The sequence below is a fragment of the Mycoplasmopsis caviae genome (assembly GCF_024498215.1).
GTDB lineage: Bacteria > Bacillota_I > Bacilli_A > Mycoplasmatales > Metamycoplasmataceae > Mycoplasmopsis > Mycoplasmopsis caviae.
This window is the reverse complement of sequence record NZ_CP101806.1, coordinates 963,088-984,333: the sequence shown is the minus strand read 5'-3', so window position 1 is coordinate 984,333 and position 21,246 is coordinate 963,088. Positions and strand designations below refer to the sequence as shown.

The following is a 21,246-nucleotide window of genomic DNA, read 5'->3' as shown; positions in this document are numbered from 1 at the left end:
TTACTGCTTCGGCCTTTTTAAATTGTTTGTTGTATTCATCAATTAAAAGTTCAATTTTTCCCAAAAAGTCTTCAAAACAGTTGATTCCGTTTGTATGAAAGAATGTTCCTATTCATCTTTGCAATGTTCAAAATGATCTTTCAACATTTGGTTTTGCCTTTGGATTGCTTGCTTGTTATAAGTTCAATTCCTCTTGCATTTAGTGCTTCTTCCATAGTTGTTCTTGTACTATCTGAACCTCAAAAAGTTCTTCTTCTATCCGTTATTATTACTTGTGGAATGCCATACCTTTTAAATAATTGTGTTAGAAGATTTTGATATCCAATTGTTGTTTCCTCAATGTCAATTCAGATTGCTAACAAACTTTTTGTTGTAGCATCAACAGCATTATAAATATGGTACTTCTTACTTTCTCCAAAAAGATGAAGTGGTGTTGCATCAATTTCAATAATTTGCCCAAAATCATAGTCAGAACTTTTATTTTGGTAAACACCTTTTAATGGATTTTTATTTAGAATTTTTTCATAAATTTTAATAAACTGTGCCTCGATTTTAGAAATATCTTGACCGTTTTCTAAAAACATTCTTCTTCTCTTAAGCTCATTTTTTACTTTTCTCGTTGCATATGAACTGCAATAACCAAGTCTAAGCATTCTTTTATAAAAGGTAGTGAAAGGCAACAATTTTTTTCATCATTAGTAAAGCTCATTATTGTAAAAATGCAACAAGGCTACACTAAGATCACTTTTTGATATTTTCTCAATATGTTCCACTAATTCATAATATCTATTAGTTAAATCAATAATAACTGAATCACTTACTTTCACACCCCTAAGTTTATTTTTATTACCATGTGATATACTGATTGCATCTTGGTTATTTGTAGATGCAATCAATATTTGATTTCTATATCTTTTAATTGTTTTTGTTGATGTTCTACAACCCAATTTTCCTAATATTTTTGATATTTCGGCATTTGGTCTATTTCAATATTGTTGAATTTTTTTAAATCTAAAATTTTTTTATCTTCATAATCAGTTGTTTTACCTGTATCAACTGCTTGAAATCTGGTTTTAATTACAAGATTTTCCATAATTTAAATTCTCCTTTTTAAAATAATAATTGAAACCTAAAAATGGACAAAATAAAAGATAAAAACAGGGTGGACAAAATAAAATAAAACCATTACGGTGGTGTTGAAAATTACCAAATTTGGCTCTTTAATATATAATTAATAAATATGAAAAACTTAAATAATGCACCTCTTATTAGTATTTTGATTCCTTGCCACAACATTGAGAAAAGAAATATTTTTTCGCTTAATTATCTTCTAAAAAATAATTTAAGCAATTGTGAAATTTTGCTCCTTAATGATTACTCAAGTGACAAAACACTTGAAATTTTAAACAAATATAAAAGCGAAAATAAGGATATTGAAATTAGAGTTATTGATTTAAGTCAAATCCACCCTCATGTTGGTCCTGGTTTCAACAGCGACCTTTTAATAAAAGAGGCAAAGGGTAAATATGTTTTCTTTCTTGATGATGATGATATGATCAATAAGAATGCAATGAATGAGTTAAAAAAAGTTATTATGTCAAAGGAATATGACATAATAAGCACAAAAACCACATTTGCATATAATTTTTGAAAAAAGTTAAGAATACCATTACCAAAAGTTCCAGAATATAAAAATTATGATAAGCAAGACAATCTTAAATATTTTATTTACAACCCGCGTTTTCGTTGAGGTTTATTAATAAGAAGACAATTTTATCTTGATGTTTGCAATAAATATAGTGATAGTTTTTCAGGTTCAATCTACGAAGATATTCGATTTATGTTTTATTTATATTTATCCAAACCAAGGTTTTTATATTTAGACAAAAAAACAATTACATATGTCATAAGAAAAAATTCACTTTCTACCAATGTTGAAAAAATTAGTAAAAAGTTGGAATTATTATTTGAAGCATATGAAAAAATGACACAAAAAATTGAGCAATTTCAACTTCTTGAGCAAGCAGATATAGACTTGTCTAAATATGCTAGTTTTGTAGAAATTAATCTAGTTTGCTTAGCTCTATTAAGAATTATTCCAAAAGATGAAAAAAAGGAATTTATTAAACTTATAAGACAAAAAATAAGCGAAAATTATGCAAATATTAAATTTAAATCAATCATTGCAAATATGAAATTACCCACAAAAATTATGTTTAATATGGGAATTAAAAAATTTATAAAATAGGAGGCAAAATGACATATTTATTAATTGGTGGTGCTGGTTACATTGGAAGCCATGTAGCTGAGCAACTTAACATTCAAACTAATAATCAAGTAATTGTCTATGACAATTTATCAACCGGATTTAGAGAATTTGTTGATAAAAGAAACAAATTCATCAAAGGTGATATCTTAGATTTTAAAAAATTAACTAGAGTATTTAGTGAAAATAAAATTGATATTGTTATTTATTTAGCTGGATTAATAAAGGTTGGCGAAAGTGTTAGCAACCCGCTTAGTTATTATGAAACAAACATTATGGGTTTAGTAAATGTACTTAGGGCCATGAAGCAAAATGATGTTAATAATTTAGTTTTTTCTTCATCTGCGGCTATTTATGGAAATAATTCAACTCATGAAGGTTATTTCTTTGAAGATGATGCTAAGGAACCATGCAGTCCTTATGGTAAAACAAAATATTTTGGCGAAGAAATTATTAAAGATTTTGCTAAAGCAAATGAAAAATTTAGATATTCATTTTTAAGATATTTTAATGTTGCAGGAGCTTCAAGTAGCAAAAAGATTGGTTATTTGACTAAAAATGATGCTAAACCAACTCACTTAATTCCAGCAATAAGTTATTTTGCTTTTTCGCTAAACAATGATTTTAAAATATTTGGAAATGATTATAAAACAGCAGATGGAACATGTGTTAGGGATTATGTTTATGTAGTTGATTTAGCAAAAATACATATTTTAGTAGCTCAAAAAATGATTCAAAATAACCAATCTTATTACTTTAATGTAGGTAGTTCAAAAGGTTTTTCAAATCTTGAAATTGTGCAATCTTTTGAAAGGAATTTGAATAGAAGTCTTAATGTAAAGTATGGCCCAAGAAGAGCAGGGGATCCTGATATTTTAATTGCTTCAAACAAGAAAATATGTTCTGAATTTAACATTGATTTTAAGACTTCGATAGATCAAATTGTTCAAAGTGAAATAGAATTTAGAAAGAAACATTTGAAATAAAAAATATAAAACAGTTGAATATTTAATTAATTAAGAGCAAAAGTACCAAATTTTTTGCAAATATCTTAATTATTTATTTTGCTAAAAAATAATTTAATATATAATAAAAAAGCAATTTATAAATTAAATTAACGTTTAAGGAGGAAGTCATGAGACAAACCACTATTGTAAACAGAGAAAAAGCTGACAAAAATTGATATGTTGTTGATGCTGAAGGCCAAGTTTTAGGTCGTTTAGCTGCGTTTGTTGCTTCTGTGTTAAGAGGAAAAACAAAACCAACATATACACCAAATGCTGACATGGGTGATTATGTAATTGTTATTAATGCTGAAAAAGTTGTTTTAACAGCAAAAAAAGAAGAAGATAAAATTTACTACCACCATTCAGGTTACCCTGGCGGACTAAAAAGTATCACAGCTGCAAAATTAAGAGCTAAAAAACCTACCGCTCTTGTTGAAAAAGCAATCTATGGTATGTTACCACACACAAAATTAGGAAATAAACAACGTAAAAACCTAAGTGTTGTTGCTGGTCCTGAACACAATCATCAAGCACAAAAACCAGAAAGTTTAGAGGTAAGATAATATGGCTACTACAACTAAGAAAGTTACCAAAAAAGAAGTTGTTGAATACAGAGGTTTAGGCCGTCGTAAGTCATCAACAGCCCGTGTTATTTTAAGACCAGGAAAAGGTAAATTCACAATTAACAAACGTGAAGCCCTTGCTTACTTAACATCAAATTTATTTATCCAAGATGCAGAACAACCATTAGTATTAACTGAAACAAAAGGCCAATTTGATATTATTGTTAATGTTTCAGGTGGTGGTTTAAGTGGACAAGCTGGTGCAATCCGTTTAGGTATTGCTCGTGCTCTATTAGTAGCTTCAGACACATACAGAGCAAAATTAAAACCTGCTGGTATGCTAACTCGTGATGCTCGTGTTGTTGAACGTAAGAAACCAGGTTTAAACAAAGCACGTCGTGCAAGACAATTCTCAAAACGTTAATTTCACTTTTTTATAATAATTTTCAGTTTTGCTTATATAATTTTTGAGCAAAACTTAAATGCGAGCGTAGCTCAGTTGGTTAGAGCACACGACTGATAATCGTGAGGTCGATGGTTCAAGTCCATTCGTTCGCACCATATCACATTTTGATCAAAAACCCTGTTTTACAGGGTTTTTTTGATAAAGCAGATACAAAAAAACATTGTTTCTTAGATAATATTCAAGCATTTAAACTTTTAAGTCATATGACCTAATAAAAAACAAAAAAGCCAAAAAGGCTTTTGAGGTCAATTTTGATTTGGTGCCCAAGACAGGACTTGAACCTGCACGGATCTCTCCAGTGGATTTTGAGTCCACAGCGTCTACCATTCCACCACTTGGGCATTAAAATTATTATAAATGAAGTTTTATTTTTGAAAAGCATTTTTTTAATTTTTAATGGTTTTATTTTATTTTGTCCACCCTGTTTTTATCTTTTATTTTGTCCATTTTTAGGTTTCAATTATTATTTTAAAAAGGAGAATTTAAATTATGGAAAATCTTGTAATTAAAACCAGATTTCAAGCAGTTGATACAGGTAAAACAACTGATTATGAAGATAAAAAAATTTTAGATTTAAAAAATTCAACAATATTGAAATAGACCAAATGCCGAAATATCAAAAATATTAGGAAAATTGGGTTGTAGAACATCAACAAAAACAATTAAAAGATATAGAAATCAAATATTGATTGCATCTACAAATAACCAAGATGCAATCAGTATATCACATGGTAATAAAAATAAACTTAGGGGTGTGAAAGTAAGTGATTCAGTTATTATTGATTTAACTAATAGATATTATGAATTAGTGGAACATATTGAGAAAATATCAAAAGGTGATCTTAGTGTAGCCTTGTTGCATTTTTACAATAATGAAACTACTAATGATGAAAAAAATTGTTGCCTTTCACTACCTTTTATAAAAGAATGCTTAGACTTGGTTATTGCAGTTCATATGCAACGAGAAAAGTAAAAAATGAGATTAAGAGAAGAAGAATGTTTTTAGAAAACGGTCAAGATATTTCTAAAATCGAGGCACAGTTTATTAAAATTTATGAAAAAATTCTAAATAAAAATCCATTAAAAGGTGTTTACCAAAATAAAAGTTCTGACTATGATTTTGGGCAAATTATTGAAATTGATGCAACACCACTTCATCTTTTTGGAGAAAGTAAGAAGTACCATATTTATAATCGTTGTTGATGCGGCAACAAAAAGTTTGTTAGCAATCTGAATTGACATTGAGGAAACAACAATTGGATATCAAAATCTTCTAACACAATTATTTAAAAGGTATGGCATTCCACAAGTAATAATAACGGATAGAAGAAGAACTTTTGAGGTTCAGATAGTACAAGAACAAGTATGGAAGAAGCGCTAAATGCAAGAGGAATTGAACTTATAACAAGCGGCAATCCAAAAGTAAAACCAAATGTTGAAAGATCATTTTGAACATTGCAAAGATGAATAGGAACATTCTTTCATACAAACGGAATCAACTGTTTTGAAGACTTTTGGGAAAAATTGAACTTTTAATTGATGAATACAACAAACAATTTAAAAAGGCCGAAGCAGTAAGTAAAAATCAAATGTTTTTAGAAAGCCAAATACTGAAATTTTTGAAGAAGAGATGAATCTTGTAATTAAAGAAAAATAGTTAATCATACTGTGAGATATGACAACAAATATCTTGCTCCATTTGATAATAATGGCGCTAGGGTTTCTATGTTTGAAAGTGGAGAGGCAAAGCATGGTAACTCCTGAAAATAAATTATTCTTTGTTGAGGGAAAAGAAAATATGAAGCCAGAGTACCGAAAGGAAACGAATTGAGTGCAATCGATGTATATGCAATATCAAAAAATCTTGATCCACAACATCAAGGTGTAAGAGCTACAATTAAAACCATGCTTCATAATAGAACATGAACATCCAGTACATTTGAAAAACTTGAAAATATATTTAAGAATTCTGCAAACCCAAACAATAAAGACATTGAATTTATTAAAAAACTATTAAGTGAAAATCTTGAAAAGTTAAATGATATTACAAAAGAAATGAAGGAATTTATTGACGCTAATTACAAATCATTTAAGTAAGTTTTTCTTGTTTCTTCTTTTTTAAAAGAAGAAAGCCTGTCTGACAAGACAAAAAAAGTTTTGCTTCTTAAGACCGACAGGTCTTAATAAGAGCCAACGGCTCAATACTTATTAAATAAGTTATTTTTTATTTCAATCAACAATTTATTTGTTGATTGAAGAATATTTAAAAGAAATTAACAAATGATGTCAATCCCCAAAAGTTATGAAAAAACTTTAGGATTGAAGACAAAATGAATTAATTAAAAGCAACTTCTTAATGATGTTGTATGTTTTAATATGCAAAATTTTAAAAAAATGTAATTTAACATTTAAAAAATGCGGTAAACCTTAATGTTGTACACACAAAAACAAAAAAATAACACATTTTTTTGCTGTTTTGGTTAAAAAAATAGCCAAACTTTTATGTGTTTTGGCTATAATTTTTACAACCTTAAAAATTGGACAAAATAGAAGAAAATTATCAATTTTTGAAAAGCATTTTTTTAATTTTTGGCCAAAAAAAGGTAAAAAAAATAGCAGCTCCCTATTTTCCCATCTCTGGTATCGTCGGCACTAAAGGGCTTAACTACTGAGTTCGGAATGGAATCAGGTGGGTCCCCTTCGCTATAACCACTGATATTATTTTATCATGGATTTTTAAAAAGACAAGAAAAATTTTTATTTTTTTAAAAAAATTTTTTGTGAAGTTTATTAGCAAAAATAATAATTGTAAAAATAATTTTAATTATGAAGAAATATCAAACTTTTTTAACAAACCGTCAAAAGCAAAAAATGTTTTTTCTTACCTGTCTATTGTATTTTAAAGTGAATTGTTATAATTAATAAAGAAGTTTTTATAAATTATTTTCCAATTGCAAGTTACTAGAATCTATTTATGGGAGAAATGTAATGTCAAATAAAGTTATTAAATTTATTGATCTTTTTTCAGGTATGGGTGGAATTAGATTAGGTTTTGAACAAGCAGCAAAAGAATTAGGTTTCAGAACTCAATGTATATTAACCTCTGAAATTAAGGATAGTGCTTTAAAAGTTTTGAAGAGAAATTTTAGCCATAATAATTTAGTAGGCAATATTACAAAAGTAAATGCCAACCATATGGAAGACTTTGACTTTTTGTTAGCTGGTTTTCCTTGTCAATCATTCAGTTCAGCTGGCAAAGGCCTTGGATTTTTAGATACAAGAGGAACATTATTTTTTGAAATTGAAAAAATTCTAAAAAGCAAAAAACCTTATGGATTTTTGTTGGAAAATGTTGAAAATTTAGTAGTTCATGACAAAGTAAATAAGAATGACAAAATAGGCAGAACATTTAGTGTAATTTTGCAAAAACTTAAAAGTTTAGGTTATTTTGTTAATTGAAAAGTTTTGGATTCTCAGGATTTTGGGGTTGCTCAAAGCAGAAAAAGAATTTATATTTTAGGCACCTTAAACAAGTATGTTGATATGGATAATTTTGAAATTAAAAGCAAAAAACTTAAGGATATTCTAACCAAGGGTTTAAAGTGTGTGGATAGTCATTTTACTCGCTGTCTTTTATCAAATTTTAAAGCTAGTGAATTGAATGGCAAAGCAATAAAAGACAAGCGTGGTGGTAAAAATAATATTCACAGTTGGACGATTGGTCTAAAAGGTAATTTAAGCGATGAACAAGTTATTTTAATAGAAAAGTTATTTAGACAAAGGAGAAAAAAACACTGAGCCAAAGAATTAAATATTGACTGAATGGATGGAATGCCATTAAATATAGAACAAATTTCAACTTTTCATGATTCAAATAAACTTAAACATATGTTAGATGATATGGTCAATAAAAATTATTTAGTTCATGAACATCCTAAAAAGAAGATTTATGTTCAAATTAACAATTCTAATGTTGCACAATGAATATATGATGAAAGTAAGCCAAAAGGATATAACATAGTTAGTGGAAAACTGAGTTATGAATTTACAAAGATATTGGATTCTAATTCAGTAGCACCAACTCTAGTTGCAACAGATGTTATTAAACTTGGTGTAGTTGATAATGATGGAATTAGACATCTAACAATAGATGAGTGTTTAAAATTATTTGGTTACCCAGAATGATATAAATTGGATATGTTTGAGGATAATATAAGTGGGCTAAAAAAATCTTTTGATTTACTAGGAAACACGGTTGTGGTTCCTGTTATTTATGAACTATCTAAAAGATTATTAAAGTGTTTGGAATAATTTAAGCAAAATGTGTGATTTATGTAACACATTGTTTTTTTATTTATTATCCTATATTTTTTCCAGTTTTTCTTATTACAGAATAATTTTGAAAAGGTTTATTCTGGAGAGTGAAATATGAATAATAAAATGGAAAGAAGTGTAATAGACATATTTAATATGTTAAAAGCAGACATATTGCATAAAAAAGGGAAAATAGTATTTGAATTATCAGGAATAAAAGCAATAATTGATTCGCTGGATATTGTTGGCATAAGTATACAAAATTGATTAAAGGTTTGACTAATGAATAAGAATATTTATTTTGATATGCCAAAAACCACGCAGGAATTTCCAGACTTCTATTTGAGCATGAATGATAAACAAAATAATATGTTAGAAATCAAAACATTTAACTGTACTATTGCTCCATCATTTGATATTGCAAATTATGAATCCTTTATAAATTCAATTGTTTCTGAGCCTTATAGATTAAATGCTGATTATATTATTTTTTCTTATCAAATGGATAAAAGGGGAACAATAACTATTAATAATGCTTGACTGATGAAAATTTGAGAAATAGCAGGTTCAGGAAATAGATACCCATTAAAGGTCCAAGTTAAAAGAAATACAATCTATAATATAAGGCCTAATAGTAGGTTCAAAAACAATGCTCAAGTTCCTTTTGCAAACAAGGAACAATTTCTAAATGCGATATATGAAACTGAGAAAATGTATAAAGGAGTTGAAATTGCTAATAGATGAAAGGAAAGATTTAAAATAAGTTACAAAAATTATTGCGGTACTGAAATTAAGTTTTAATCACGATTTTTGTTAAAACAATATTAACTAAAAAGAATTTAGCGAATACAACTAACTTTTGTAATTATCAAAAATAATTTTATTGATTTTTGTTAGCGAAGATTTTAAACATATCTTATATTTAGTAACTCCATTATGAAACACAATTTTCATAAATCTAATTGCTTTTATATATTTTATATATAAGTCTGTTTTATAGGTAAATAAATCATTTGCACACAGTCAAATTTAATATATAATTTGACCATTGATTTTAGCAATAAGGAGATCAAATATGAATGATAAACTAGTAAATAAAGAACACCCTTTGTATGAGTATTACAATAATAGAACAATTAACGCTAATAAAAAAGAAGAAGAATTTAGAACAAAATTAAGATTTAAATGGCAACCAAAATGAAGAATTTCAAAACGCTATATTAAGGAATGATTTACTCCTGCTGGTACATTTGATTTAAATGTAACAACATATGAATTTATCAATGATAAAAGAATAAGAGAAAGAATAACATACTTCCACGATGATTTGGTTAAGGGAAGAATTAGATATGATATAGAAATAATCAAAGTGTACACATTAAATTATTTAAAATATGCATCTATTAAACAAGTTGAAGGAATTGAAGCAAAACCAACACCACAAGCTGTAAGAAAATGAATCCGTGACTTTAAACTCGATAAAAGTCTACTTAAATTAAGTAAAGAAGAACAAGACAAGTTTTATTCAAACCTAGAAAAATCATATAGAAATGTTGAGTAATTAATTATTGCAAAGTGGCTATAAAACAGCATATTAAGTAAATTTAAAATTCAGCAAACAAACATTGCTGAATTTTTCTAATAATATTCATCATCTCCGTCTATTAAATAATTGGCTTGTTTAATAACGTCTAAAATTGCTTTGTTTTCAAATTTAGGTGGATATTTATATATTTTCAATAATTTTTTTATTTTTGTTTTAAGGCCAGATTTTATGTTATCTCTTATTTGCCAATCAGGGATTTCGATTACTTTTTCAATTATTTCTCTAAGTTCATGTGCCATCAATTTAAGTGTTGGTTCATCAAGTTCTTCTCGTGCTGATTCATTATTTATTAAAGCAGTATAGAAAGCCTTTTCACGATAGTCTAGCCCTTTAATTTCTGCTTCGTTAGAATTCTCAAGTATATCTTTTGCTAACCTAACAAAACTATCTTCTATAAATTGAGAATCTATTGAATCTTTTTGTTTTTTGTTATATTGATTTATTAGATCTATTAGTTTTTCGCTAAATTGTTCTGCTTTAATGTAGTTAACTTTTCTAAATTTAGCAATAGAAGTCTTTAATAAGTTTTGAAGCATTACTTCATAAATGTGCTTCTTATGAGTTTTTCTAAGTTGTGCCAACTTATTAGGGTCAAGTAAAACTTGAATGCTTTGTGAGTTATTCTTATCAACGTATTTTTGCAGTGTTTTATATTCATCACATTGAACTGCTTCATTCATTAATTGTTTTACATTTTCATTTAATTCATCAATTGAAATTGCTGCATAACCCTCATTAATTTTTAGCAGGAAGCTTCTGATTTCTAAAAAGAATATAATCTTTGAATTTTCATAGTCATCTTCTATTATTGTGCTACAAATTGTATAGGCTTTTTTTAATGATTTAGAATACATTAAATAATCTTTTTCAAGTTTTAATTCAATTATAAGGTTTGCGGCATTTCGAACTTTTTCATAGCGGTTTTCGTTAATTTTATCAAATTTATCTTCATAATTGTTTTTAGAAAAAATTTCCTCAATTTTTTCTAAATATTCGCAAAGAATTTGATATGCATCTGCTTTAATGTTCTTGAAATTAATTTTTCGATCTCTTTCAGTAAAGTCGTCAATTGCTTTATCTAATTCTTTTTTAATTCCAATATAGTCGACAATTAAACCCGCAATCTTATTTGGATATGTTCTATTAACACGAGCCACAGCTTGCATTAAATTGTGATCTGACATCTTTTTAAAGATGTACATTGTATCTAAGTCTGGCACATCATAACCAGTTAATAACATATCGCAAACAATGATAATTTTTATTTTGCTATCATCTTTTTTAAATTCATTTTTAATGTTATCTCTATAATCTTCATTACCAAAAACTTTGTGCATCTCTTCAGTATCTTTATTACTATTTGTACAAATGCAAGCAATTTGATCCCGTAATTCGGGCTTCAATTTTAAGATTTCTTGGTAAATCATAAAAGCACTTTTTCGACTAAAGGCAACTATCATTGCCTTACCATTTAGTAAAACTTTTCTTTTTTCATAGTGGCTTAAAATATTCTTTGTAAGTTCATTAATAATGTCAGGGTCTTCAAGTATATTGTATAACTTAGTCATTTTAGCTTTTGAATGGCTAATTTGTTCTTCATCTAGTTCGCTTGAAGCTTGTTCATAACATTTGTCAATTTCTTTTAGTACATCTGCTTTAGCACTAAATTGTGTATATCTTTTTTCATAATATATTGTAACAGTAGAACCATCTTCAACAGACTGTCACATATCATAGACATCAATTAAGCCACCATAAATGTCATAAATTGATTTGTGTCTTGAAACAACTGGAGTTCCAGTAAAACCTAAAAATGTTGCATTAGGAAATGCTTGTCTAATTTGGTGTTCAATACCAAAATGAGAGATTCTATCTAACTCATCATCATTGACTCTTGATTTTTTATATTTAATTTCTTCATTAATTCCAAAATGAGATCTATGAGCCTCGTCGGCAATTACAATAATGTTATTACGTTCATTTTTGTCTATCATTTCATTATTAATAAACATTTGAACAGTTGTAAATATTATTTTGCCATATTTAGTAGAGTTAACAAGTTCTGATAACTCTTTTTTAGAGTTAACTTGAATTGGTGTAGTTCTTAAAAACTCACTTGCACTTGAAAAAGTAGTAAATAATTGGTCATCTAGTTCATTTCTGTCAGTTAAAACCACAATTGTTGGATTAGAATAATGAACCGAAGTCATTAATCTATGAGCCAGCATTAACATTGAAAATGATTTTCCGCTACCTTGTGTATGTCAAATAACACCAGCCTTACCATCACCATTTGGCTTAATATGAGAATTAATTTTTTCTAGTGCTTTAATAACACCGAAATATTGGTGATACTGAGCAAGAATTTTAACTGGTTTTTCTTTATTTGTTTTTATAAAAAACAAATTATTCTTAATGACATCTAGCAGCCTTTGTTTATTAAATAAACCATTAATTAATGTTTGGATTTGATTTGTATCAACATCATAAGGTTTTTCACCTGCAACACTTTTTCAAATTGAATAACGTTCTATCTTTGAAGTTAGTGTTCCAACCTTAAAAGTTGCTCCATCACCTATTACCAAAAACGCATTTGTGTGAAAAAGTCCAGGAATATCAAAGCGATAACCATCTTTTTCACTGTTGCTGCCTAGTTGTTTGTAGGCCTCATTTAAAGAAACTTTATTTTGTTCATCTCCAAAATTCTTAAGTTCAACAATGACTAGTGGCAACCCATTAACATAAATAATTACATCAGGTATTCTTAAATTGTTACTTTCACGACATTTAAGTTGTCTAACAACCTGAAATGTATTATTATGTGGATTATCAAAATCAATAAGTTTTATCAACTTACTAATTTTATTTTTATCATCATCAATAGTTATTCCATTGATTAAAAAATTATGAAATGCCTTATTTGTTTCAAATAACGACGGATTATTTATTTTTTTTAATTTAGAGAAAACTTGGTTAATAAAATATTGGTCAATATTTGAGTTAATCTTTTTAAGACGCTCTTCAAGGAGTTCAAAATTAATATATTGATCTAAGTTTCTATCAAGTACTCATTGTGAATCAAAGCTTATATTTTCATAATCTTGTTTAACTAATAATGAAACAAAATTTTCCTCAATTAGATTCTCTCTAACTTTTCTTTCACTACTACTATTTTTTAAATTACTCATATTAGTTTTAAATTATAAATTAATTTAACATTGTCTTTTTATTTTAGTAAAATTAACATAATAATTTATAAACAAAATAAAGGGGTTCATATGGCTTTTTTTGATGAAAATGTGCTTTGAGATGCAGCTGTTAAATTGAGAGGAAGTATTGCACCATCTCAATATATGAACATATGTTTAGGTTTAATTTTTCTAAAATATGTTTCAGAAAAATATGACAAACAACGAGAAGAATTAATTGCTGAAGGCTTTGGTCTCGAAGATGATGATGACGCATATATTGCAAACAATGTTTTAATTATTCCTAATGAAGCAAATTGAAGAGAAATAGCTAAATTTTCTAAAACAGAGGAAATAGGCGAAAAAATTGATAATGCTTTTATTTTAATTGAAAAGAAGAATCCGGAACTTAATGGAATTCTGCCTAAAATATATGCAACTTCATCAGTTGATAAATCAAAGTTAGGTGATCTATTTGAAGAGTTTTCTAACCATTTAAAACTCGATCTTGAAGACGGAGACTTTATTGGAAAAACATATGAATATTTTATGGGTCGATTTGCTAGAAAACTTGGAGAAAAAGGCGGAGAATTTTTTACTCCAAAGTGTATTGTTGACTTATTAATTAGAATGCTTGATCCAAAAGTTGGCAGAATTTATGACCCTTGTTGTGGTTCAGGTGGTATGTTTGTTCAAACAAGTGCATTTTTAAAGCAAAACAATCAAGATTCATCTAAATTGTCAATTTATGGGCAAGAATTAAATGCCGAAACTTGAAGAATTGCTAAATTGAATTTAATTATTAGAGGATTAATGCCTAACTTAGGCACATCGGCCGCAGATACATTTAAGAATGATATGCATAAAAACATTAAATTTGATTATATTATTGCTAATCCGCCATTTAATATCAAGGATTACTATTCAGCAGATCTTGAAGCTGATCCAAGATGAGAATTTGGACCAGTTGATCCGGGAAATGCGAATTATGCTTGAATTCAACATATGTATTCAAAGTTGAATCATAAAGGAATAGCTGGATTTGTTATGGCTAATGGTTCATTAAGTACTAGTGATGATAAGGAAGTAGAAATTAGAAAAAATATGCTTGAAGCTGGTGTTGTAGATGCTATTGTTTCACTACCAACTAAACTGTTCTATACAACCGGAGTTCCTGCTTGTCTTTGATTTTTAAGAAAAAATAAAGGTGATAAAAATGTTCTATTTATTGATGCCAGAGAACTGGGTACATTGATAGATAAAAAAAGTAGAGAATTAACACAACAAGATATTGAAAAAATTAGTTCAACATATTTAAATTGAAAAAACAACAGTTCAGAGTATAAAGATGTTCAAGGTTTTTGCAAGGTAGCAACATTTGACGAAATTAAAGAAAATGATTATTCGTTAGTTCCAGGAAGATATGTTGGTTTTGATTCGGAGCCAAAAATGACGCAGGAAGAATTAAAAGCAAAAATTAAAGAATCTTCACAAGAGTTGTTAAAGTTATTTGAAGAAAGTGCAGAATTGGAAAAGAAAGTTGTTGAAATTCTTAAGAAAAATTTATAGTTTAAAGTTTATTTAGGTAGTAAAGATAGTAGGATTTTGCTCAACATTCCTATAATGTCTATTATGTATTGTTGTGTTGATAGGTCAGGTAATGGAATCTTAATCTGTCTCATTAATTTTTCATTAATTCCATCTATTGCTGATCCTCTACCACTGAGTGATAATATTTGTTTTTTGCATATTTCAGATTGAAAAAAATATTTTACATACAAAGGAATTAATTCTTCAGTTTTGATAATTGAGAACTTAATTAAATAGCCACCATAAACCATTTTAGGGTTATTAATATTGCAAAAATAGTTTCTGCCTAAATACCCGGTTCTGGCAATTAGTAAATCATTTTTATTAACAAAATAATTTTCGTAATTTTTATTTTTATGAACATCTATTGTTTTTGGCAATTTTGATGGAATTATTCCATCATCTGAAATATCAGTAATTCTCAGATATGATATATCATTTACAGATTCCTTATCAATAGCGGGTGCAGGAATCCCATAACTTCCTTTATTATTATAAGATATTTGTTCAAGACTAACTTTTCTCATATAATTTCCTTTCACAATACAATTAATTCATTAGCTATTTTTATAGTTGCGGGAGACAAAAAAATGAAACTTAAAGATGTTTGCAGCATAAAAACTGGAAAATCAAATTCTGTTGATGCAGTTGAAGATGGCTTATACCCATTATTTGATAGGTCCGAAAATGTCAAAAGATCCCCAAAATTTATTTTTGATGAAGAATCAATAATAATACCTGGCGAAGGAAAAGAATTCATTCCAAGATACTATAATGGAAAATTTGACTTACATCAACGTTGTTATTCATTAATGAATTTCAATAAAAATATTGTTATTCCAAAGTATTTATATTATTTTCTTATTAAAAATAATGGTTATTTTAAAAGAGTTGCTGTTGGTTCAACCGTACCTTCTTTAAGACTACCACTAATCCAAAGCATCGAAATTGATGTGCCTGACCTATCAACACAACAATACATAATAGACATTATAGGAAGTATTGATGATTTGATTGAGAAATATAGAGAAATAATAGAAAAAACCAATAGTTTTTTACTAAAAAATTTCTTATTGATGGAAGAAAAAAATGAAACAATCCTGTTAAATTCAATTGTTTCATTTAAAAATGGTTATTCATTTAAAAATAGTGAGATTTCTAATTCAGGTAGCCACAAAATAATTACTATAAAGAATGTAACTGAAAACGGTTTTTCAACAGAAAACACGTTTTTCTGTACACCATCTTCTAATAATTATTCATCAGTGCTAAATGTTGGAGATATTCTCTTAACAATGACTGGAAACATTGGAAGAGTTGGGGTTGTAGATGAAAATAATTGCATATTAAATCAAAGAGTCTTGAATTTAAAAACAGAATATAAAACTTTTGTTTATTGCTGGTTTATTATGAATGAAAAACTTATTAGTAATTTAGGAAAAGGAAGTGTACAGCAAAATTTGGCACTAAATGATTTAAAACATATAAGAATAAACTACATTCATAAACAATTAGAAGAATTTGAAGGCGAAAATTCTATATTTTATGAGAAAATGATATCAATAAAACGAAAAATCAACGCCCTTTGCAAAGCAAAAAAATATTTTTTGCATCGATTCTTTGCCAAGAAATTCATGATGTAAATAAGTAAAAAAATAGAAATTATCAAATAAATTAGGTTAATTTTGATGTGAAACCCAAATCTTGTACAAAAAAATTATAAAATATTCGATTATTTTTATCAAGCGGAGTCCGTGAAGTGAACCCCCAAAGTTCTTTTGTACAACTTTAGGGGTTCACTTTATTTTTAGGCTTTTTTCTTTTAATCATTCTTTTTAAAAAAATGATTCAAAAATAATTCTTTTATTTTTTTTAGAAATTTAATTCTAATCATTTTTGATTTAATTAGGTTAAAAAGATCTATTAATTTATTATTAAATTCTAGTAAATCTTTATCATTAGGACAAAGAAATTTATATCTAATAAGGTCTTTTCATGAAATTACTGGCATTTTTGTTCCTTTAGAATTCTGTGACGTAAATTTATGAAAATCATCGCTTGAAATCACTGAGAGAAGGTAAACAAAATATTCTGGCTTATAAGAGTTAAATGAATAAACTGTTCCACAAACAAACTTTGCATTCGTTGAAAATCCGGCTTTCTTAAAATAAGGTCTTATAGAGCCATATAATAAGTCACCATTATATGTTTTTATATTTGTTTTAAATTTATTGCCATTAGAAAATTCATTAATACAAATATTATTACTTTTCATAGTTGATAAATCTATCACATTATTATTGAATCATTCATATTTTTTTACATTTTTTCCTGTTTTATATACCATTTCCGATAGTTCAACTTTTAAGGATGACTTCTCACTAATTCATTTGTAAAAAAGAGACAAATAATCCCTAAAGGCGATAAATAATTCTTCATATTTCTCAATCAAATCATCAATACTTCCTATAATGTCTATTACCAACACGTAAATTCAAAAAATAATGAAGACTTATAAAATCTTCATTATTTTTTTCTGAGGCAAAATAGCCACATGATCTTATGATATCCGTTTTTTTACTCTTATGTCAATGGCTGTGTCTTTGTAATGTAGATTGATTTGACTCTCGACTTTTGGAAGAACATCTTGAATTTTTTATCTGGTGATTTTGCATTAGGAAGTTTTCGCATTTAAAAGCCATATTTTTTCTATATGTTTCATACTCTCTATACTCATATTCATATGACTCATAAATTCCTTATTTATGCTTCTCAGTTGAATAATCAGCAAACATTGCTGTTCTATAAAAAGTGCACCTTCCTTCAAAATAAAAGTCAGAATGCAATAAGAAACAAGTTCTAAAAAGAAAAGCAGTAATTAGTTTCAATTCCATAATGTTTATATCTGAATTAATAAAAAATTTTCTATATGGTTCTAGTTTAGGATTCATGCTTTTAATTGTTGTTTCAATTTCATATATTGTTTTTTGTTTCTTTGCCAATATTTTAATTTTATTTCTTAACAAATAAATAATTTCACTTATTATTCTGGAATTTCAAAACCAAAACGATTAATAGTTAATATATTCGCGATTGCTCATACAAGTGCATATTGATTAAGTTCATCAATCTTGGCATCTTCACAATCAAAAGTTTCAATATCAATGATGTTATGTAATTTTTTACTCTTATTTTCTTTTGTTGGTTTATTATAACCCTTAGGCCAATTTTTTGCACCAACATCGTATTTTAGAACACCGTTATATTCTTTTGCTATTTTCATTAAAAATGCTATATGTTCGTCATCACTCATATATGTTAAACCACTTACCTTTTTTAATAACCTGTTGCTTGGTCATTGTAATTTATCACAAGTAAACCTATCGAATATTTTCTTAAAGTCATCGTTATTGTCTGCAATCAATCTATAATTCTCAGTTTCAACAAAACCATAATATTTAGCATCTAAAACCTTGAAATAATATTTTTCTAATTGAAATTCATCATCATTTATCTCTTGATTTTTCTTAATGTCTTTAACAGATAAGTAAATCTCTACTTCTTTGTAATAAAGTAAAATTCAATCATCGACATTTGGAAGAACCTTTTTAATTTTTGTTGTTGGTGGTTTTGGATTAAATCTTTTAGGTAATTCAAAACCATTTTTTTCTTTATAATATTCTGCAGCTCCGAATTCATATTGATATGATTCATCTCAATGAGAACCAATAAAACTATCTGTATATTTCATTAAATCATTCATTGTTATATCGTCTTTTTTGGCAAATTCTTCAAGTTTCTTTTTGACAGTTTTATTTATAAAATAAATATCAGGAAATGACAAAAAATTTATTCTAAAACTTGAAAGAGTAATTACTCCTAATTCCATTATGTTTAAATCTGAGTTAATCAAAAATTTTCTATAAATATTAGTTGTTAATTTATTGTTACATACTCATGCTTCAATTTCGTATATTGTTTTTTTCATTTTTGTTTCTTTAATTTTAATAATATACACATTAATAAAAATTAACGTGTTAAAGAGTCTTTAATTTCTGAAATTTCACAAACATCAAAACCTGTTAAAAAGATAGTAGACATATTTGCAACAGCCCATACAAGTGCATATTCATTAAGTTCATCAATCTTAGAATCATTACAATCAAATGTTTCAGCATTTAAGACCTTGTGCAACACTTTATCTTTGCTTTTCTTAGTTCGTTTACTAAAGACATTTCCTGAAATGAAATTAGGTATTCAAAGTGCCTTGATGTCATTATGTTTATTTGCTATATTCTTCAATAACTTTATAAATTCTTCATCACTCATATATTCAAGTTTATTAAATTCCATTAGTAATTGATTACTTGGCCACATAAATTTTTCTTCTTTTCATTTTGTTAATAGTTTTTTTACTTTAGCATTGTCATTTACAACTCATGTATCTCCAAAATCATCAATGAAGCCATAGTATTTGGCTTCGAGAACTTTAAAGTAATATTTATTAAGTTGTAATTCATTTTTTTCTATTTTTTGATCTACGACAATATTCTTAACTGTTAATACAATTTCAATTTGATTATAATAAAGATTGATTGAGTCACCAACAGTAGTTAGAATTTTTTTAACTTTTGTCTTTGGTGATTGAGGATTAGGTTGTTTTGGTCTGTCAAAACCATACATTTTTTTAAAATCTTTGTTAGCTCAATCTTCAAATTCATATTCATATGACTCATATCAAAAATCACCTATAAAATCTTTACCATATTCTAATACGTCATCTACTGTAACACCTTCTCTTTTACTAAAATTTTGAATTTTTTTCTCAATTTTTTTATTTAAAAAATAAATATCCGGAAAGCTTGTAAAATTTGCTCTAAAACTCGAAGCAGTAATTAAGCCTAATTCCATAATACTTATATCAGAGTTAATTAAGAATTTTCTATAGATATCATTAAACTTATTTTCGCCAATTCTGGCTTCGATTTCATATATTGTTTTTTTCATTTTTCACCTCATTACTATTATTTAATTTTAAATTACTTATTAAATATTTAAAATTAAAAATTTTTAATTTTAGATCAAAAAAGCATTTTATAAAATAATTTATTATGTTATGAAACAAGTATTATTAGCATTATCAAAAGACACAAAACTTTCAAAAAATACAATCTTGTCATATACATATGGCATTAAGCAATTCAAAAGAATGTATGGATCAGTAAGTGTTAAAAATCTTCAATTATATAAACTTTGACTTATTGAGAATTACAAATCCCAAACAGTAAACCTAAGAATAAGATCAATTAATTATTATCTTGAAGCAAGCGGAATGAAAGACCTTAAGCTTTCAGTTGTTAAGGTTCAACAAAAACCTTTTTTAGAAAATATTATTAGTGAAGCAGACTATGAATATTTAAAAAATAGATTATTAAAAGATAACAAAAAGTGATATTTTGTGATTCGTTTTATGGCTGCTACCGGTTGTAGAGTTAGTGAGTTAACTCAATTAAAAATTGAACACATTAAAATTGGATACTTAGATTTATTGTCTAAAGGTTCAAAATTAAGAAGAATTTATATACCTAAATGTCTGCAAGAAGATACATTAGAGTGAGCTAAGCAAATAAATTTAGAATCAGGATTTTTATTTACAAATAAATCAAATAAACCAATAACAACAAGGGGAATAGCAGCTCAGCTACGAACTTTTGCTATTAAATATAACCTTGATATTAATGCTGTTTATCCACACTCATTTAGACATCGTTTTGCTAAAAATTTTTTAGCAAAATGTAATGATATTGCTTTTTTAGCTGATTTAATGGGTCATGAATCTATTGAAACCACAAGAATATATTTGAGAAAAAGTGCAGCAGAGCAAAGAGAAATAGTTGACTCAATCATTGATTGATAAGAATGTTTTACTATGAATTTTAGTGTTCACATTTTCTAAAAGACCTATTTTATAGGCTTTTTAGAAAAATAACAAAATTAAAGTGTCAATAAAATTAAAAATCAGGGAACTTTATATATTGAAGTTTTTAATATACAACTTATTCTTTTTGCAATGTTAGGACAAAGTTGAATTTGAAATGAAAGTTAAGTGTTAAAAAATGTTTGTTTTTAAAAATATTTATTCCAAATTTTGTAATTTGGAATATTTTTGCTTATTCAAATTTACATAAGACAATTGAAAAACAAAATAATAATAGTATGCAAAAAACCAAAATTTGTGTATATACA

The 21,246-nt window shown here is 27.0% G+C and carries 25 protein-coding genes, 2 tRNA genes and 1 rRNA gene; 17 read left to right on the top strand and 11 right to left on the bottom strand.

What is annotated here, in order from left to right; all coding sequences use genetic code 4:
- Nucleotides 1-17: 17 nt before the first annotated feature.
- From NPA07_RS04775 to NPA07_RS04765, 3 genes are read right to left on the bottom strand one after another with little or no spacing between them, the layout of a single operon-like run.
- Nucleotides 18-653: a DDE-type integrase/transposase/recombinase gene (locus NPA07_RS04775; protein ID WP_256553170.1), complete on the bottom strand. Its 636-nt coding sequence runs from the start codon at nucleotides 651-653 to the stop codon at nucleotides 18-20.
- A gap of 42 nt (nucleotides 654-695) precedes the next feature.
- Complete coding sequence (locus NPA07_RS04770; protein WP_256553091.1) at nucleotides 696-947, bottom strand: hypothetical protein; 252 nt, start codon at nucleotides 945-947, stop codon at nucleotides 696-698.
- Nucleotides 948-952: 5 nt separating this feature from the next.
- On the bottom strand, nucleotides 953-1,093 hold the full coding sequence (locus NPA07_RS04765) for a hypothetical protein (protein ID WP_256553090.1): 141 nt from the start codon (nucleotides 1,091-1,093) through the stop codon (nucleotides 953-955).
- Between the two features lie 147 nt (nucleotides 1,094-1,240).
- Here NPA07_RS04765 and NPA07_RS04760 point away from each other — a divergent pair, with 147 nt between their 5' ends.
- The 5 genes from NPA07_RS04760 to NPA07_RS04740 all read left to right on the top strand — a co-directional run bounded on the left by NPA07_RS04760 (nucleotide 1,241) and on the right by NPA07_RS04740 (nucleotide 4,397).
- Nucleotides 1,241-2,248, top strand: a complete 1,008-nt coding sequence (locus tag NPA07_RS04760) for a glycosyltransferase family 2 protein (RefSeq protein WP_126118319.1) — start codon at nucleotides 1,241-1,243, stop codon at nucleotides 2,246-2,248.
- An 8-nt stretch (nucleotides 2,249-2,256) separates the two neighbouring features.
- On the top strand, nucleotides 2,257-3,252 hold the full coding sequence (gene galE, locus NPA07_RS04755; RefSeq protein WP_126118320.1) for a UDP-glucose 4-epimerase GalE: 996 nt from the start codon (nucleotides 2,257-2,259) through the stop codon (nucleotides 3,250-3,252).
- Between the two features lie 149 nt (nucleotides 3,253-3,401).
- A complete protein-coding gene (gene rplM / locus NPA07_RS04750; protein WP_126118321.1) occupies nucleotides 3,402-3,836 on the top strand; it encodes a 50S ribosomal protein L13 in 435 nt (144 codons plus the stop codon).
- Between the two features lies 1 nt (nucleotide 3,837).
- Entirely contained in the window at nucleotides 3,838-4,260 is a 423-nt protein-coding gene (gene rpsI / locus NPA07_RS04745; protein WP_126118322.1) for a 30S ribosomal protein S9, read from the top strand.
- A gap of 60 nt (nucleotides 4,261-4,320) precedes the next feature.
- Nucleotides 4,321-4,397: transfer RNA gene (locus tag NPA07_RS04740), tRNA-Ile, on the top strand.
- 162 nt (nucleotides 4,398-4,559) lie between these two features.
- Here NPA07_RS04740 and NPA07_RS04735 read toward each other — a convergent pair.
- A tRNA-Leu gene (locus tag NPA07_RS04735) sits at nucleotides 4,560-4,643 on the bottom strand.
- A 293-nt stretch (nucleotides 4,644-4,936) separates the two neighbouring features.
- On the opposite strand from NPA07_RS04735, the gene NPA07_RS04730 reads away from it, so the two are divergent.
- The 6 genes from NPA07_RS04730 to NPA07_RS04705 all read left to right on the top strand — a co-directional run bounded on the left by NPA07_RS04730 (nucleotide 4,937) and on the right by NPA07_RS04705 (nucleotide 6,399).
- Complete coding sequence (locus tag NPA07_RS04730; protein WP_256553169.1) at nucleotides 4,937-5,275, top strand: hypothetical protein; 339 nt, start codon at nucleotides 4,937-4,939, stop codon at nucleotides 5,273-5,275.
- Nucleotides 5,230-5,592, top strand: coding sequence for a hypothetical protein (locus NPA07_RS04725; RefSeq protein WP_256553111.1), 363 nt, complete (start codon nucleotides 5,230-5,232; stop codon nucleotides 5,590-5,592). The genes NPA07_RS04730 and NPA07_RS04725 overlap by 46 nt, the downstream gene beginning before the upstream one ends.
- A 75-nt stretch (nucleotides 5,593-5,667) precedes the next feature.
- The gene (locus tag NPA07_RS04720) at nucleotides 5,668-5,838 is read left to right on the top strand and encodes a hypothetical protein (protein WP_256553168.1); all 171 of its coding nucleotides are present in this window, start codon (nucleotides 5,668-5,670) and stop codon (nucleotides 5,836-5,838) included.
- Entirely contained in the window at nucleotides 5,817-5,945 is a 129-nt protein-coding gene (locus NPA07_RS04715) for a hypothetical protein (protein WP_256553167.1), read from the top strand. The genes NPA07_RS04720 and NPA07_RS04715 overlap by 22 nt, the downstream gene beginning before the upstream one ends.
- A gap of 107 nt (nucleotides 5,946-6,052) precedes the next feature.
- Nucleotides 6,053-6,190, top strand: a complete 138-nt coding sequence (locus NPA07_RS04710; protein WP_256553071.1) for a hypothetical protein — start codon at nucleotides 6,053-6,055, stop codon at nucleotides 6,188-6,190.
- Nucleotides 6,130-6,399, top strand: coding sequence for a hypothetical protein (locus tag NPA07_RS04705; protein ID WP_256553166.1), 270 nt, complete (start codon nucleotides 6,130-6,132; stop codon nucleotides 6,397-6,399). The genes NPA07_RS04710 and NPA07_RS04705 overlap by 61 nt, the downstream gene beginning before the upstream one ends.
- A gap of 513 nt (nucleotides 6,400-6,912) precedes the next feature.
- Here NPA07_RS04705 and rrf read toward each other — a convergent pair.
- Nucleotides 6,913-7,019 (bottom strand): 5S ribosomal RNA (gene rrf / locus NPA07_RS04700).
- A gap of 271 nt (nucleotides 7,020-7,290) precedes the next feature.
- Between rrf and dcm the strand changes: the two genes are divergently transcribed.
- The 3 genes from dcm (at nucleotide 7,291) to NPA07_RS04685 (ending at nucleotide 10,177) form a co-directional block, all read left to right on the top strand.
- Complete coding sequence (gene dcm / locus NPA07_RS04695; RefSeq protein WP_126118323.1) at nucleotides 7,291-8,613, top strand: DNA (cytosine-5-)-methyltransferase; 1,323 nt, start codon at nucleotides 7,291-7,293, stop codon at nucleotides 8,611-8,613.
- 117 nt (nucleotides 8,614-8,730) lie between these two features.
- The gene (locus NPA07_RS04690) at nucleotides 8,731-9,417 is read left to right on the top strand and encodes an NgoBV family restriction endonuclease (protein WP_235659546.1); all 687 of its coding nucleotides are present in this window, start codon (nucleotides 8,731-8,733) and stop codon (nucleotides 9,415-9,417) included.
- Between the two features lie 274 nt (nucleotides 9,418-9,691).
- A complete protein-coding gene (locus NPA07_RS04685) occupies nucleotides 9,692-10,177 on the top strand; it encodes a hypothetical protein (protein WP_126118324.1) in 486 nt (161 codons plus the stop codon).
- 77 nt (nucleotides 10,178-10,254) lie between these two features.
- On the opposite strand, the gene NPA07_RS04680 is transcribed toward NPA07_RS04685, so the two are convergent.
- Nucleotides 10,255-13,410, bottom strand: coding sequence for a type I restriction endonuclease subunit R (locus tag NPA07_RS04680; RefSeq protein ID WP_126118325.1), 3,156 nt, complete (start codon nucleotides 13,408-13,410; stop codon nucleotides 10,255-10,257).
- Nucleotides 13,411-13,500: 90 nt separating this feature from the next.
- Between NPA07_RS04680 and NPA07_RS04675 the strand changes: the two genes are divergently transcribed.
- Nucleotides 13,501-14,979 (top strand): type I restriction-modification system subunit M, encoded by a 1,479-nt coding sequence (locus tag NPA07_RS04675; RefSeq protein WP_126118326.1) that lies wholly within the window; start codon nucleotides 13,501-13,503, stop codon nucleotides 14,977-14,979.
- An 8-nt stretch (nucleotides 14,980-14,987) separates the two neighbouring features.
- Here NPA07_RS04675 and NPA07_RS04670 read toward each other — a convergent pair whose 3' ends face one another.
- Nucleotides 14,988-15,527: a restriction endonuclease subunit S gene (locus NPA07_RS04670; RefSeq protein ID WP_126118327.1), complete on the bottom strand. Its 540-nt coding sequence runs from the start codon at nucleotides 15,525-15,527 to the stop codon at nucleotides 14,988-14,990.
- Nucleotides 15,528-15,590: 63 nt separating this feature from the next.
- Here NPA07_RS04670 and NPA07_RS04665 point away from each other — a divergent pair, with 63 nt between their 5' ends.
- Nucleotides 15,591-16,643: a restriction endonuclease subunit S gene (locus tag NPA07_RS04665; protein WP_164535719.1), complete on the top strand. Its 1,053-nt coding sequence runs from the start codon at nucleotides 15,591-15,593 to the stop codon at nucleotides 16,641-16,643.
- A 179-nt stretch (nucleotides 16,644-16,822) separates the two neighbouring features.
- On the opposite strand, the gene NPA07_RS04660 is transcribed toward NPA07_RS04665, so the two are convergent.
- From NPA07_RS04660 to NPA07_RS04645, 4 genes are all read right to left on the bottom strand, one after another.
- A complete protein-coding gene (locus NPA07_RS04660; RefSeq protein ID WP_126118329.1) occupies nucleotides 16,823-17,485 on the bottom strand; it encodes a restriction endonuclease subunit S in 663 nt (220 codons plus the stop codon).
- Nucleotides 17,486-17,759: 274 nt separating this feature from the next.
- The gene (locus NPA07_RS04655) at nucleotides 17,760-18,002 is read right to left on the bottom strand and encodes a hypothetical protein (protein WP_126118330.1); all 243 of its coding nucleotides are present in this window, start codon (nucleotides 18,000-18,002) and stop codon (nucleotides 17,760-17,762) included.
- 41 nt (nucleotides 18,003-18,043) lie between these two features.
- Nucleotides 18,044-18,988 (bottom strand): hypothetical protein, encoded by a 945-nt coding sequence (locus NPA07_RS04650; RefSeq protein ID WP_126118331.1) that lies wholly within the window; start codon nucleotides 18,986-18,988, stop codon nucleotides 18,044-18,046.
- Between the two features lie 41 nt (nucleotides 18,989-19,029).
- The gene (locus NPA07_RS04645; RefSeq protein ID WP_126118332.1) at nucleotides 19,030-20,007 is read right to left on the bottom strand and encodes a hypothetical protein; all 978 of its coding nucleotides are present in this window, start codon (nucleotides 20,005-20,007) and stop codon (nucleotides 19,030-19,032) included.
- 109 nt (nucleotides 20,008-20,116) lie between these two features.
- On the opposite strand from NPA07_RS04645, the gene NPA07_RS04640 reads away from it, so the two are divergent.
- A complete protein-coding gene (locus tag NPA07_RS04640; RefSeq protein ID WP_126118333.1) occupies nucleotides 20,117-20,917 on the top strand; it encodes a tyrosine-type recombinase/integrase in 801 nt (266 codons plus the stop codon).
- Nucleotides 20,918-21,246 lie beyond the last annotated feature (329 nt).